Source organism: Nocardioides sp. S5-5 (genome assembly GCF_054954065.1).
Genome location: NZ_CP199913.1, coordinates 4,689,093 through 4,702,234, shown reverse-complemented (window position 1 = coordinate 4,702,234; position 13,142 = coordinate 4,689,093). Strand labels below are relative to the sequence as shown.

Annotated in this window: 9 protein-coding genes and 4 pseudogenes; 6 read left to right on the top strand and 7 right to left on the bottom strand. The window is 66.7% G+C overall.

Annotated elements, in window-relative coordinates:
- Positions 1-11: 11 nt before the first annotated feature.
- Both ACUP6Y_RS22705 and ACUP6Y_RS22700 read right to left on the bottom strand, forming a co-directional pair.
- Positions 12-1,304 carry an ISL3 family transposase gene (locus ACUP6Y_RS22705; RefSeq protein ID WP_462551039.1) on the bottom strand — a complete coding sequence of 431 codons (1,293 nt, stop codon included), beginning with the start codon at positions 1,302-1,304 and terminating at the stop codon, positions 12-14.
- Positions 1,305-1,418: 114 nt separating this feature from the next.
- A pseudogene (locus ACUP6Y_RS22700) lies at positions 1,419-1,766 on the bottom strand (transposase); the annotation flags it as partial.
- A 263-nt stretch (positions 1,767-2,029) separates the two neighbouring features.
- Here ACUP6Y_RS22700 and ACUP6Y_RS22695 point away from each other — a divergent pair.
- Both ACUP6Y_RS22695 and ACUP6Y_RS22690 read left to right on the top strand, forming a co-directional pair.
- A complete protein-coding gene (locus ACUP6Y_RS22695) occupies positions 2,030-2,305 on the top strand; it encodes a helix-turn-helix domain-containing protein (RefSeq protein WP_462556809.1) in 276 nt (91 codons plus the stop codon).
- Positions 2,306-3,143: 838 nt separating this feature from the next.
- Positions 3,144-3,362, top strand: a pseudogene (locus ACUP6Y_RS22690) (IS30 family transposase); the annotation flags it as partial.
- Positions 3,363-3,374: 12 nt separating this feature from the next.
- Here the strand turns inward: ACUP6Y_RS22690 and ACUP6Y_RS22685 are convergent.
- Positions 3,375-4,636, bottom strand: a protein-coding gene (locus ACUP6Y_RS22685; RefSeq protein WP_462553193.1) for an IS3 family transposase whose coding sequence is annotated in 2 segments (ribosomal slippage) — positions 3,375-4,288 and positions 4,288-4,636 — 1,263 coding nt in all. Because the reading frame shifts where the segments join, the coding sequence is not laid out codon by codon here.
- A gap of 78 nt (positions 4,637-4,714) precedes the next feature.
- On the opposite strand from ACUP6Y_RS22685, the pseudogene ACUP6Y_RS22680 reads away from it, so the two are divergent.
- Together ACUP6Y_RS22680 and ACUP6Y_RS22675 are read left to right on the top strand one after the other, a co-directional pair.
- Positions 4,715-5,014 (top strand): annotated as a pseudogene (locus ACUP6Y_RS22680) (IS30 family transposase); the annotation flags it as partial.
- 28 nt (positions 5,015-5,042) lie between these two features.
- Positions 5,043-5,372: pseudogene (locus ACUP6Y_RS22675) on the top strand (transposase); the annotation flags it as partial.
- 344 nt (positions 5,373-5,716) lie between these two features.
- Here ACUP6Y_RS22675 and folE read toward each other — a convergent pair.
- Genes folE through ACUP6Y_RS22655 form a run of 4 tightly spaced genes read right to left on the bottom strand, consistent with a single transcriptional unit; the run spans position 5,717 to position 9,824 of the window.
- The gene (folE, locus tag ACUP6Y_RS22670) at positions 5,717-6,394 is read right to left on the bottom strand and encodes a GTP cyclohydrolase I FolE (RefSeq protein WP_462553245.1); all 678 of its coding nucleotides are present in this window, start codon (positions 6,392-6,394) and stop codon (positions 5,717-5,719) included.
- Between the two features lie 18 nt (positions 6,395-6,412).
- Positions 6,413-7,498, bottom strand: coding sequence for a 2-oxoacid:ferredoxin oxidoreductase subunit beta (locus ACUP6Y_RS22665; RefSeq protein WP_462553243.1), 1,086 nt, complete (start codon positions 7,496-7,498; stop codon positions 6,413-6,415).
- Positions 7,495-7,791: a 4Fe-4S dicluster domain-containing protein gene (locus tag ACUP6Y_RS22660; protein WP_462553242.1), complete on the bottom strand. Its 297-nt coding sequence runs from the start codon at positions 7,789-7,791 to the stop codon at positions 7,495-7,497. Before ACUP6Y_RS22660 ends, ACUP6Y_RS22665 begins: the two co-directional genes overlap by 4 nt.
- Entirely contained in the window at positions 7,791-9,824 is a 2,034-nt protein-coding gene (locus tag ACUP6Y_RS22655; protein ID WP_462553241.1) for a 2-oxoacid:acceptor oxidoreductase subunit alpha, read from the bottom strand. The genes ACUP6Y_RS22660 and ACUP6Y_RS22655 overlap by 1 nt, the downstream gene beginning before the upstream one ends.
- A gap of 308 nt (positions 9,825-10,132) precedes the next feature.
- On the opposite strand from ACUP6Y_RS22655, the gene ACUP6Y_RS22650 reads away from it, so the two are divergent.
- Together ACUP6Y_RS22650 and ACUP6Y_RS22645 are read left to right on the top strand one after the other, a co-directional pair.
- The gene (locus tag ACUP6Y_RS22650) at positions 10,133-11,482 is read left to right on the top strand and encodes an amidohydrolase family protein (protein ID WP_462553239.1); all 1,350 of its coding nucleotides are present in this window, start codon (positions 10,133-10,135) and stop codon (positions 11,480-11,482) included.
- The gene (locus ACUP6Y_RS22645) at positions 11,479-13,110 is read left to right on the top strand and encodes a GMC family oxidoreductase (protein WP_462553237.1); all 1,632 of its coding nucleotides are present in this window, start codon (positions 11,479-11,481) and stop codon (positions 13,108-13,110) included. Before ACUP6Y_RS22650 ends, ACUP6Y_RS22645 begins: the two co-directional genes overlap by 4 nt.
- Positions 13,111-13,142: the final 32 nt, after the last annotated feature.

Sequence of the window (13,142 nt, the reverse complement as noted above, 5' to 3'; positions counted from 1 at the left end):
TGATCCGTGGGTCAGATCCGACCGGGGAGGGCTGGCTTGTGGCCTCCGAGGTTGAGCATCGCCAAGGCGATGAGTGCTCCAGGTGAGGCGAACCCGAAGGCCATGCGGGTGATGAGCCGGATCTTGGTGTTGACCGACTCGATCAGGCCGTTGGACAGTCCGTGCTCGATCGCGGCGAGGATCGCGGCCTTCTGATCGATGACGGTGCGTTGGAGCTTGACGAAGATCGGGATGCGGGATCGACGGGCCCAGCCGATCCAGGCATCGAGGGCAGCCGGCGCCTCGTCCGGCGGGAGCTGGAACACCAACCTGAGCGCTTCCTTGAGGAGGTAGGCGCGGTGCAGCCTGGGCTCGGCCTTGGCGATCCAGGCGAGCTTGGCCCGCTGCCGGGTGGTGAGGTTCTCGGGGTTCTTCCACAACGCGAACCGGGAGTCCTTGACCGCCTTGGCGTGGCCGGTGGCCTGCACGTCCTTGCCGTGGGCGCGGCGGGCACGGTGAGCGCGGACGTCGCCGCGAGCAGCGTTCCAGGCCTCGCGGCGGACCTCGTCGAGGGCATCGGTGGCCCACTTCACGACGTGGAACGGGTCCGCGCAGCGCACGGCGTTCGGACATCGTTCGGCGACGACCTGGGCGATCCAGCTCGCCCCGTCGGCGGAGACGTGGGTGATCTCAGCGCAGCGACCTTCGCCGGAAGCCTCCAGCGCGTCGAAGAACGTGCGCAGGGTGGCCTGGTCCTTCCCCGGCGCGGCCCACACCAGCCGGCCGGTGTCATGGCAGACCACCACGGTGAGGTACTTATGGCCGCGCTTGTAGGAGATCTCGTCGATCCCGATCCGACGCAGCCCGGCGAACAGGTCGACCTCTGCCGACGCATCGGCCCACACCCGGTCCACGATCGAGCCGACGGTGCGCCACGCGACCCGCATCAACTCGACCACCGCGGTCTTGGAGCACCTGGTCGCCAGCCACGCCGCCTGTTGGTCGAAGGCACGGGTATGTCCCGCGCCGTGACGAGCCCACGGGACAGCCCGGACCGTGGGGCCGTGTGTGCGGCAGTTAACCCGCGGCGCATCGGCCTCGAGCCACACTCGGATCGTGCCCAGGTCGAGCGCCCGCCAGCGCCGGCGACCCTCGCCGCGGTCGTACCAGGGCGAACGGCGACCGCACCGTCCGCATCTGCCTGCTGACCGCCGGGTGGGCCGCACCGCGGCCACCACGACGCCCTCGTCCTCATCGAACTCGATGCTCTCGATGACCGTCTTCTCGACCCCCAGAAGGGCGCGCCATAGGCTGGCGTTCCGCACGCCGTTCTCCGCTCAGTGGTTCCTGTTCTTCGACAGCTCAGAAACCTAGGCAGGGAACGGCGTGTTCAGTTCTCAGGCGCGCTCAAACCACCCACGGAAGAGTCAGGAGAGCCCGAAATACTTCGCCGCCCGCTGGAGAATCTCCCGCTCGGTGGCCAGCTTGGTGGTCTCGACCTCGAGTTCGGCGACCCGGGCGCGGAGCCGAGCCAGCTCCTGATCGGGCGACTCCTCACCCGGGCCCGAGGTCGTCTTGCTGGTGGGCTTGGACTGCAACGGGCTGGAGGTCAACGTCCCGTCAGCAGCGGTCTTCTTGCCGGTCCCGTACACCTCGAGCCACCCGCGCAGCGTGCCCCGCACGATGCCCAGGTCCTCGGCGATGCCGCGGACCGTGGCCCCCGGGGTGGACTCGTACAAGTCGACGGCCTGACGACGGAACTCCTCGGAGTAGTTCTTCCTGGCCATGATTCTCGGATCATCTCGCTCTCCCCGCCACCCTCACGGGTGCGGGATTCGGCGTGTCCAAGATCCGGGGTCAGGCCCCGAACGCCCGAAGTCGTTCTGCGTCAGAGTTAATGAACCAAACCGGGGCTGAAATACCCAACCAGGAGGCGGCTACCGTCCTCCCGTTTGAAAGGTTGGAGTAGATGACAGGAACCGAGTCCCGCACCGCTGGTGGGGGTAGGTCGAGGAAGCGTCTGGCGCCCTCGGAGAAGTACGAGTTGTTCGTGCAGGTGTTGACTCAGCAGGCCACGCAGCGCGAGGCGGCGGACAAGTTCGGCGTGGACCGTTCCACGGTCGTCCACGTCTGCAAGACCGCGAAACAGGGAGCTCTGGACGCCCTGGCCGCCTCCACGCCGGGCCGGCCGTCGGGCCGGGCTGGCAAGAGTGCCGAGCAGGTCCAGCTCGAAGCCGCCGAGGCTGAGATCGAGCGGCTACGCGACACCATCACCGAGCAGGCAGTGGAGTTGCATCTGCACAAGGGAAAATCGCGATGGGACTGAACGCCGGCCCGATCCCCGTGCGCGTGGACGCTGATGTCAAGGCCGGTCTTCTCGACCTCGTCGACCACGCTGCGGGCGTGGGCGGCTGGTCGCTGCGACGGGCCGCAGCAACACTGGGACTCGATCATGTCCGGGTCCTTCGCTGGCAGGCCCGGGCCGTGCTCGGACGGCTGGTGGACGCCAAGCCCGGGCCGGACCAGGCACCCCACGCGCTCCTCGACGAGGAGCGCCTCGCGATCCTCAAGATCGCCCACGACTGGGCCGAGATCGACCGCTCGCACCGCAAGCTCGCGCACCGTGGATCACGGCTGGAGGCGTTCTACGCCTCCGAGTCCACGGTGTTGCGGGTCTTGGTCGACCACGGCGTCCACCTGCCCGAACAACCTGCACACGAGCGTCGCGAGAAGCGTCCGTGGCCTGAGTGGGCCGAACTGGTGCCCGGCGTGATCTGGATCTACGACTTCACCCACTTCCGGGCCAGCAAGCGCTGCGCGGTCGCGGTCCTCGACGTCGTCTCACGCTACTGGCTCGCCACGGTGGTCTCGGCCGAGGAGACCTCGACCCAGGTCGAGGTCGCGTTCACCCGTGCTCTGGTGGTCGACGGGAAGGAACATCTCCTCGACCAGCCCCTGCTCGACGAGCTCGCCACCGGTGTCGTACCCGATGCCCTGAGCGAGGACGACGAGCCGGTCCCGGTGCTGCTCGCGGTATCGGACAACGGTCCGCAGATGACCTCGAACGCGACCGCGGTGTTCATGGCCGGCACCCGGATCGCACAGCACTTCGGCCGACCATCGACACCGAACGATCAGGCCTGGGTCGAGTCGTTCTTCGGGCTATCATCGGGCTGGAGCGATCAGCGATCGGAACCCTGGTCGAGCGGACCACCAGATTCACCATGCTCGTGCACCTACCCCGCGCCGAGGGCTACGGAGTCATTCCGCGGACCAAGAACGGCCCACCCCTTGCTGGCTACGGTGCGATCGCGATGAAGGACGCGCTCGCTGCGAGCATGATCACCCTGCCCGAACAGCGGGCCCTACCCCCGGATCTTGGACACAGGGTTTGATTACGCAGCGGTTGGCAGCGTAGCGGCCCGGCGGGCCTCGTAGGTGGACGGTGGCAGGTAGCCGCACCAGGAGTGTCGGCGTCGGGTGTTGTAGCGCACGATCCACCGGAACACTTCTCGGCGGCAGCTGGCCTCATCAGCCCAGCAGGCGGCGTCTTGGAGGACCTCACGCTTCAGAGTCGCGTTGAACGACTCCGCGAGCGCGTTGTCGGCCGACGTGCCGACAGCGCCCATCGACTGGGTGACGCCGAGACTCTTGCAGAGCCGGGCGTAGTCCTTGCTCGTGTAGACCGACCCGTGATCGGAGTGGAACACCGCCCCGGCGAGGCTGCCGCGGGTGGTCTTGGCTGCGTTGAGGGCGTCCTCGACGAGGCTGGTGCGCATGTGGTCGGCGACCGCCCATCCGGCAAGGCGTCGGCTGTAGCAGTCGATCACGGTGGCCAGGTAGAGGTTTGTCCCGTCGGCCAACGGCAGGTAGGTGATGTCGCCGACGTAGCGGAGCCCGGGCGCGGGGGCGGTGAAGTCCCGCTTCAGCAGGTCGGGGACCTTCTGATCGGACTGCTCGGGGATCGTGGTCCGCACCCGCCGCTTCTTGACGTAGCCGGCGATCCCCGCGGCCCGCATCACCCGCGCGACCCGCTTGTGGTTGACCCGCTCCTCGGCCGGTGCGCCGTCGTTGAGCTCGGCGGTGATCCGCGGTGCCCCGCAAGTGTTGTCTTCGTCGTGGACGGCGCGGATCCGCTCGACCAGCACGGCGTCCGCGGCAGCCCGCTCAGCCCGAGCAGGAGCCCCGGCCTTCCACGCGTAGTACGACGAACGCTCGATCTCGACGAGCTCACACAGTCGCTTCACCTCGAAGGTGGCGGAGTTGTCGGCGACGAACTGGAAGCGACTCACCAGACCGTCTCCCCGGCGAAATACTTCGCCGCCCGCTGGAGAATCTCCCGCTCGGTGGCCAGCTTGGTGGTCTCGACCTCGAGTTCGGCGACCCGGGCGCGGAGCCGAGCCAGCTCCTGATCGGGCGACTCCTCACCCGGGCCCGAGGTCGTCTTGCTGGTGGGCTTGGACTGCAACGGGCTGGAGGTCAACGTCCCGTCAGCAGCGGTCTTCTTGCCGGTCCCGTACACCTCGAGCCACCCGCGCAGCGTGCCCCGCACGATGCCCAGGTCCTCGGCGATGCCGCGGACCGTGGCCCCCGGGGTGGACTCGTACAAGTCGACGGCCTGACGACGGAACTCCTCGGAGTAGTTCTTCCTGGCCATGATTCTCGGATCATCTCGCTCTCCCCGCCACCCTCACGGGTGCGGGATTCGGCGTGTCCAAGATCCGGGGTCAGGCCCCAGCTGCGCCAGTCCCTGACCTGGGACCGCGGCAAGGAACTGGCCCAGCACGCCCAGTTCAAGATCGAGACCGGGATCGCGGTCTACTTCGCGAACCCGCACAGCCCCTGGCAGCGGCCCACGAACGAGAACACCAACGGTCTGCTTCGCCAGTACTTCCCGAAGGGAACCGACCTCTCACGTTGGGATGAGCAGGAGCTCCATGCCGTGTCCGCAGCCCTGAACGGACGGCCCCGCAAGACCCTCGGATGGCGAACACCAGCAGAGGCCTTCGATGAGCAACTACGGTTACTCCAATAGGCTGGTGTTGCTTCGACCGGTTGAGCCCGCCCAATACACGTCCGTGGCGTTCACCGCCGAGCTGATCGAGGCCGGCATCGCCGGGTCGATCGGCACCGTCGGCGACGCACTGGACAACGCCGCGTGCGAGTCGGCGATCGGACTGTTCAAGACCGAGGCCATCAACGACGGCGGACCGACCTGGAAGGACCGCTCCGCCGTGGAGTGGCAAGTCGCCCGATGGGTCCATTGGTACAACACCACCCGGCTGCACTCCTCGATCGGCTACCTGCCACCGATTAAGTTCGAAACACTTCACCGGCAGGCTAATGCGACGACCCCCGACCCGGGGATCGCCAAACAACCGACACTCCGATGAATCCAGGGCGGTTCAGTCTTCATCGCATCAGCCGCATCCCTCCTCGGCCTGAATCTTCAGCAGGTCGCTGTGTCATCCGACCAGCTTCCACGTCTCAGACCTCCGAAACGGTCGCGCACGTGGGAGGTCCTGGCTCGGTGTCGGACCGCGCGACGGTCGCACCTTCGCCGGCGAGTGCTCCTGGAGTACGAGCGGCCCCATCCCTCGTCGAGCGGAGACGGGTCACTCCCGGGTCGCCCCATCGTCGAGGGGAAAGATGTCGCCGTCTGGGTCGAGGGCAGGCCCGGCAGAGAAACAGGTCTCGCGTGACGTCAGTGACGGCGTCACGGGCGGACCAATCGGCGTCAGCGGGTGCCGTGCATGATCAGGCTCATCGCCTCGTTGCGGGTCGCGGCGTTGTGCATGCTGCCGCGGATCGCCGAGGTGATGGTGCGCGCACCGGCCTTCTTCACGCCGCGCATCGTCATGCAGAGATGCTCGGCCTCGATCACCACGATCACGCCGCGGGCCTCGAGGATCCGCATCAGTGCGTCGGCGATCTGCGTCGTCAGCCGCTCCTGGACCTGCGGGCGCTTGGCGTAGACGTCGACCAGGCGGGCGAGCTTGGAGAGGCCGGTGATCTTGCCGCTCTCGGCCGGGATGTAGCCGACGTGCGCGACGCCGGTGAACGTCACCAGGTGGTGCTCGCACATCGACCAGAGCTCGATGTCGCGCACCAGGACCATCTCGTCGTGGCCGAGGTCGAAGGTCGTGGTGAGTACGTCCTCGGGCCGGCTGCGGAGGCCCGCGGTCAGCTCGGCGTACGCGCGGGCGACGCGAGCCGGGGTCTCGAGCAGGCCCTCGCGCTCGGGGTCCTCGCCGATCGCGATGAGCAACTCGCGGACGGCAGCCTCGGCACGCTCCTGGTCGAACGCAGGGACCGCCGCCGGGTCCCGTTCGGGTGCGTGATTGATTTCGACCGGCGCATCCGTCGATGTGATCTGGGTGGGCGACCCGGTCTGGGGTGCTGCGGGCCTGGTCATGTCAGTGTCCTTCGATCGTCAGTTCACGTGCCAGGTGTCGCCGGCGTTGAGCAGCTTCGTGAGCCGGTCGGTCGACGTGCCGTTGACCTTGGCCTTAGCGTCGTCGACCTGGGCCCGGGCGAGGTCGTCGTAGGTCGGTCGCTCGACCTGGCGGAAGACCCCGATGGGCGACTGGTTGAGGTAGCCCGAGTCGGTGAGCCGGCTGATCGCGAAGGCCGTGGACGGGTCGGGGTTGTGGGCGTCGTGGACCAGCAGGTCGCCCTCACCGACGTCGCCGGTCGCGACGATCTTCACGCCACCGGTCTCGGGGTCGCGGACCAGGCCCTTGGAGCCCTCCACGCCGAACCGGATCGGCTCGCCGTGCACCAACGGGATGATCGCGTCGGCCTTCGTGTCGTTGTTCTTGATCGCGTCGAACGCGCCGTCGTTGAAGATCGGGCAGTTCTGGTAGATCTCGACGAACGACGTGCCCCGGTGGGCGGCGGCCGCCGAGAGCACCGAGGTGAGGTGCTTGCGGTCGGAGTCGATGGTGCGGGCCACGAACGATCCCTCGGCGCCGAGTGCGAGCGAGACCGGGTTGAACGGGTGGTCGAGTGAGCCCATGGGGGTGGACTTGGTGACCTTGCCGGTCTCGGAGGTGGGGGAGTACTGGCCCTTGGTGAGGCCGTAGATCCGGTTGTTGAACAGCAGGATCGTCATGTTGACGTTGCGGCGCAGCGCGTGGATCAGGTGGTTGCCACCGATCGAGAGCGCGTCGCCGTCACCGGTGACGACCCACACCGAGAGGTCCTCGCGGGCCGTGGCGATGCCGGTCGCGATCGACGGCGCACGCCCGTGGATCGAGTGCATCCCGTAGGTGTCGAGGTAGTAGGGGAAGCGGCTCGAGCAGCCGATCCCGGAGACGAAGACGATGTTCTCGCGGCGCAGGCCCAGCTGGGGCAGGAAGCCCTGGACCGCCTTGAGCACGGCGTAGTCACCGCAGCCGGGGCACCAGCGGACCTCCTGGTCGGAGGTGAACTCTTTGGCGGTCTGCGGTCCGTCGGTTGCCGGCACCGACTCGGTGCCGGTGCGCAGCGACGGCGTGCTCAGATCGATGGCGCTCATGCCTGGACTCCTTCGGGGACCGGTCGGCTGGTGACGTCGGGGTGGTCATGGTCGGCGACGTGGGTCCCAGAGGCTCGCCCGGGGGAGCCTCTGCTGGTGAAGAGGTCGGCGTTGATGCGGGTGAATTCCACGTCTTCGGCGGGGCAGACGGGTTCGCAGGCTCCGCAGTCGACGCATTCGTCGGGATGGATGTAGAGCATGCGCTTGCCCTCGTAAATGCAGTCGGTGGGGCGCTCGTCGATGCAGGCGCGGTCCTTGACGTCCACGCAGGCTGAGGCGATCACGTAGGTCATCAGAGCCACCCCTCCGCGGGGCTGGCCTCGTGGTCGGCCGGAGGGTTTAGTCCGTGTTCGCCGAGGTCAACGTCGATGCCCTCGGCCTGACCGACGAGCTGGCCGACGGCGTCGGCGAGCTCGGCAGCCTTCAGTGGGAGGCCGTACACATGGTTGTAGCCGATCGCGTCGACGAGGTACTCGGCACGCAGCATCTTGGAGAGCTGGCCGAGGTTCATCTCGGGGACGAGGACCTTGTCGTAGCGCTTGAGGATGGCGCCGAGGTTGCTCGGGAATGGGTTGAGGTGGCGCAGGTGGGTCTGCGCGACGTGGAAGCCGGCGCGGCGGACGCGGCGGCAGGCCGCGCCGATGGGTCCGTACGTCGAGCCCCAGCCGATCACCAGCACCCTTGCCTCGCCGCTCGGATCGTCGACCTCGAGCGGTGGCAGCGACTTGGCGATCGCCTCGATTTTCGCCTGGCGGATCCGGACCATGAAGTCGTGGTTGGCCGGGTCGTAGGAGATGTTGCCGGTGCCGTCCTGCTTCTCTAGGCCGCCGATGCGGTGTTCCAGCCCCGGGGTCCCGGGGATCGCCCACGGGCGGGCCAGCGTCTCGGGATCCCGAGCATATGGCTGGAACGGCTGGCTCCCCCGGCTGGCGGGATGAGGGCGGTGTGAAGCCAGCGAGCCGCTGTCTTCGGGAGGGTGCGCGCCGGCCGGGGGTGTCTGAGAGGCGTCGAGCGCAGGGGCCGGCTCGAACGCGGGGTCGATGACCGGGAGGTCGTCGACGGAGGGAATTAGCCAGGGCTCGGAGCCGTTGGCGAGGTAGCCGTCGGAGAGCAGCATCACCGGCGTGCGGTAGGTGATCGCGATCCTGGCTGCCTCCACCGCCGCTGCAAAGCAGTCGCCGGGCGACTGCGGTGCGACGATCGGCACGGGTGCCTCGCCGTTGCGGCCGTACATGGCCTGGAGCAGGTCGGCCTGCTCGGTCTTGGTCGGGAGACCGGTCGAGGGCCCGCCGCGCTGCACGTCGATCACCAGCAGCGGCAGCTCGGTCATCACGGCCAGGCCGATCGCCTCGGACTTCAGGCAGATGCCCGGGCCAGATGTCGACGTCACGCCGAGGGATCCGGCAAAGGCCGCGCCGATCGCGGCACCGATGCCGGCGATCTCGTCCTCGGCCTGGAGCGTGGTCACGCCGAACGACTTGTGCTTGCTCAGCTCGTGAAGGATGTCCGAGGCCGGGGTGATCGGGTAGGACCCCAAGAACACCGGCAGCCCGGACCGTACGCCGGCAGCGATCAGGCCGTAGGACAGCGCCAAGTTGCCGGTGATGTTGCGGTATGCGCCGGCCGGCAACTGGGCGGGCTTGACCTCGTAGCGGACCACGAAGGTCTCGGTGGTCTCGCCGAAGTTCCAGCCTGCCTTGAACGCCGTCAGGTTGGCGCCGAGGAGGTCAGGTGACTTCTTGAACTTGTTCTCCAAGAACTTCGTGGTCGGCTCGGTCGGCCGGCCGTACATCCACGACAGCAGGCCGAGCGCGAACATGTTCTTCGCCCTCGCCGCGTCCTTGCGGGACAGCCCGAACTCCGCCACGGCTGCGACCGTCATGCCGGTCAGGTCCAAGGTGTGCACCTGGAAGTCGCTGAGCGGGTCGTTCGCGTCACCCAGGAAGTCCAGCGGGTTGGACTCATAACCGGCCTTGTCCAGGTTGCGCCTGGAGAAGTCGTGGCTGTCTACGATGATCGCGGCGCCCTTCGGCAGGTCGCCCACGTTGGCCTTCAGCGCGGCCGGGTTCATCGCCACCAGGACGTCGGGCCGGTCGCCCGCGGTGAGGATGTCGTGGTCGGCGAAGTGGACCTGGAACGACGAGACGCCCGGCAACGTCCCCTGAGGAGCACGGATCTCGGCCGGGAAGTTCGGCAGCGTCACTAGGTCGTTGCCGAACACAGCCGACTCCTGCGTGAACCGGTCACCGGTCAGCTGCATGCCATCACCGGAGTCACCGGCGAACCGGATGATCACCCGATCCAGCTGCTTAACTTGGCTAGGCATGTGGCGCTCCAATTCGCGTCATACGCGGCTCACCTCGCAAATGCGGGTTGACTGGTGGTGCACTCGGTCATACAGTCAGTATACGGAAGGCTTTGTTGTTGTCGAGGCGGCGGCGCTGACTAGTGGTCATCTCCGGAAGTTGTGCGGGGGTGGCCCGTGCTCCGGGTGCGTGCATCGCACGGCGCCGGCGCGCAGCCATACCGGGTCGTCTCGCCAGCGTCGGCAACGCCGCGAGGTGCGTGCCCGGGGTGCGGGACACCCGAAGAACTTCCGGAGATGACCACTAGCGCGAGACGGAGGAGTGTGTGATGTCTGGTTCGGATTCTGAGTCGGTTGTGATTGTGTCCGGTGATAGTCACTGCGGGCCGCGGGCGGAGGATCTGCGACCGTACTTCGAGGCGAAGTTCCTGCCGGCGTTTGATGAGTTCATCGCGGAGCAGCAGAAGGCCGAAAACGCTTACACGGTGTTCTCCCCGACAGAGGGTCGTATGCGGCGGCAGGATCTGAACAGTCGGACCAAGGGGCACTACGATCCGCATGCTCGGATCCGCGACATGGATCGCGATGGAATCGCGGTGCAGGTGATCTTCCACGGCAGCCAGAACGATCAACCGTTCCCTCTGGGTCACCGGGGTACATCAGATGTTCGTACAGTCATCCCTGCCAACGAGTTGGAGAACGCTGCGGCGGGGATGCGTGCGTTCAACCGATGGCTCGCGGACTTCTGCTCGGTAGAGCCGGAGCGTCACATTGGTCTGGTGCATCTGCCGATGTGGGACATCGAGGAGTCGGTCAAGCAGTTGCAGTGGGGTGCAGACCATGGTCTGCGTGGGGTGAACTTTCCCTCGCCGAGGCAGTGGCTGACCGAGTACGACGACCCGGCGTGGGCCCCGTTTTGGGCGTGCGCCCAGGCCAACAAGATGCACCTGAACACCCACTCCGGAGGGGTGGGCGCGCCGGGGATCTACGGCGACCCGGAGAAGATGAACCTGCCCCGGGCCGGTGCGATCCAGCAGCTGGAGATGGACAGCTGGCCGTACCGTCGCGGGATGGGTCGGATGATCTTCGGTGAGGTGTTCGAGCGCTACCCGGATCTGAAGCTGCTGCTGACCGAGGGGCGCGGCGTGTGGTGGGAGAACGCGGTGCGTGAGTTGGACCAGGCATGGGAGGACGCCACGCCGGAGCTGCAGGCCCTGGTGCCGAAGCTGCCGAACCAGTACGTGCAGTCCAACGTGTTCTTCGGTGTGAGCTTCATGGCAAACTTCGAGGCGCAGACGGCCGTGGAGCAGGGGTTCGACAAGATGCTGATCTGGGGCAGTGACTACCCGCACCGCGAGGGCACGTGGGCCTTCCCGGACCCAGAGGTCGAGAACGAGCCGATCCGGTCCCAGCTCGCAATCCGTGACGCGATGACCGGAATCCCCGAGGAGTCCGTCCGCAAGATGATGTACGGCAACGGGGTGCGTGCCTTCGACCTCGACCTGGACGTCCTGCAGGCGGTCGCGAACCGGATCAAGGCGCCCACCATCACCGAGCTGATGACTCCCCTCTCCGATGACGAGAAGAAGTGGGCCGAGCAGTTCAAAGACCCCGAGCACGACTTCACGTTCGCGTTTCGTCCCGCCGGCGCCTGGGTCCGACCCAACGTCCTTACGTGACCAACCCAGCCAGCAGGCGGGCAGGCCCCGCTGCCTTCGATTACATCATCGTCGGCAGCGGGGCAGCGGGCTCGATCCTCGCCGATCGTCTGAGCCGAGACTCCAGCGCGAGTGTCCTTGTCCTGGAGGCGGGAGGATCGGATCGTAGCCCGTTGCACCGGGTGCCCAAGGGCTTTTTCTACACCATGGGTAGCAAGCGTTACACCAAGGTGTTCGAGGCGGAGCCGGATGCCTCCGGCTACGTCGCGTCCCTGCCTCGCGGCCGCGTCCTCGGCGGTTCGACGACCATCAATGGGATGTTTTGGAACCGAGGGTGGGCGTCGGCCTACGAAGCCTGGCAGCGCAGCGGTATCCAGGGCTGGAGCTGGGATCGGTTCCTCGTAGCCTTCAAGGCGCTGGAGGATCATGAGCTCGGCGAAAGCCCCGCTCGAGGCAGCGGGGGGCCTGTCCCCGTGAGCGTCGCTCGGCCGCCGGATCCGGTGAGCGATACCTTCATCGCGGCGCTCGGCAAGCACGGCATTGCCATGACCGATGACATGAACGACTCTGACGAGGAGCGCGTTGCCTACGCGAGCGCAAACATCGGAAGCGGACTCCGTGTCAGCGCATCCCAAGCGTTTCTCCGGCCTGCTCGACGCCGACCGAACGTCACGGTTCTGACCCGGGCCGAGGTGGATCGCGTCACCTTCGACGGGTCGGCGGCTACCGGTGTGGAGGTGACACGTCGCGGGAAGAAGGTCCGTTTCAGGGCTCATCGAGAGGTCCTGGTCTGTGCCGGTGGACTGGACAGCCCGCTGCTCCTTGAGCGCAGTGGCGTAGGTGATCCAGACATCCTGAAGGCGGCGGGTGTCCCGGTCGTCGTTCCCTCGCCGAGCGTCGGCGAGAACCTCAATGATCACGGTTGTAGCCTGATCTTCCAGGTTAAGCTGAAGGGTGACTCCGGTCTGAACGCCACGGTCTCTAGCATGTTCGGGAAAGGTTGGACCGGGTTCAAGTACCTCTTTACTCGGCAGGGTTTGGTCTCCTACGGGGCATACAACGTGGCAGCGATGTACAAGTCGGACGCGAACTCGCCGCACCCCGACACGCAGGCGTTCTTCACGCCTCTGTCGGCCACTGCCGTTCATCCGAGGACCGGCAGGATGATCGTGGACAAATTCCCTGGCGCGATGCTCAACGCGTACATGATGTATCCGACAAGCAGGGGGTCGATCCACATCACCGGCTCGGGCATCAAGGATAAGCCGCGCTTGATTACCAACCACCTCACGACCGAGCACGACAGGGCTCTCTTGCCCAAGGTCTACGAGAAGGCACGCGAACTGCTGGCAACTGAACCCTTCGCTGGACTCGTCGAGGCCGAGGTCGTGCCGGGACATCCGCTTGGTTGCGAGGAGATCTTTCAGTACTGCCTTACCAAGGCGGTCGGCTACCACTCGATCGGGGGCTGCGCGATCGGTGGCACCGAGGACAGCGTCGTCGACGATCGGTTGCGCGTCCGGGGCACCACCAAGCTTCGCGTTGTCGATGCCTCGGTGTTTCCTACCCAGCCGGGCGGGAATAACAACGCGCCGACCCAAGCGATGGCTTGGATCGCGGCGGACATCATCATGGAAGACCATCGCTGATGACGCACTCGCACAATCGGCCGCCCACTCAG

Coding starts and splice junctions, on each gene's coding strand:
- folE (WP_462553245.1), bottom strand. CDS start 6,394: ATGACCAGGCCCGCAGCACCCCAGACCGGGTCGCCCACCCAGATCACA.
- ACUP6Y_RS22665 (WP_462553243.1), bottom strand. CDS start 7,498: ATGAGCGCCATCGATCTGAGCACGCCGTCGCTGCGCACCGGCACCGAG.
- ACUP6Y_RS22660 (WP_462553242.1), bottom strand. CDS start 7,791: ATGACCTACGTGATCGCCTCAGCCTGCGTGGACGTCAAGGACCGCGCC.
- ACUP6Y_RS22655 (WP_462553241.1), bottom strand. CDS start 9,824: ATGCCTAGCCAAGTTAAGCAGCTGGATCGGGTGATCATCCGGTTCGCC.
- ACUP6Y_RS22650 (WP_462553239.1), top strand. CDS start 10,133: ATGTCTGGTTCGGATTCTGAGTCGGTTGTGATTGTGTCCGGTGATAGT.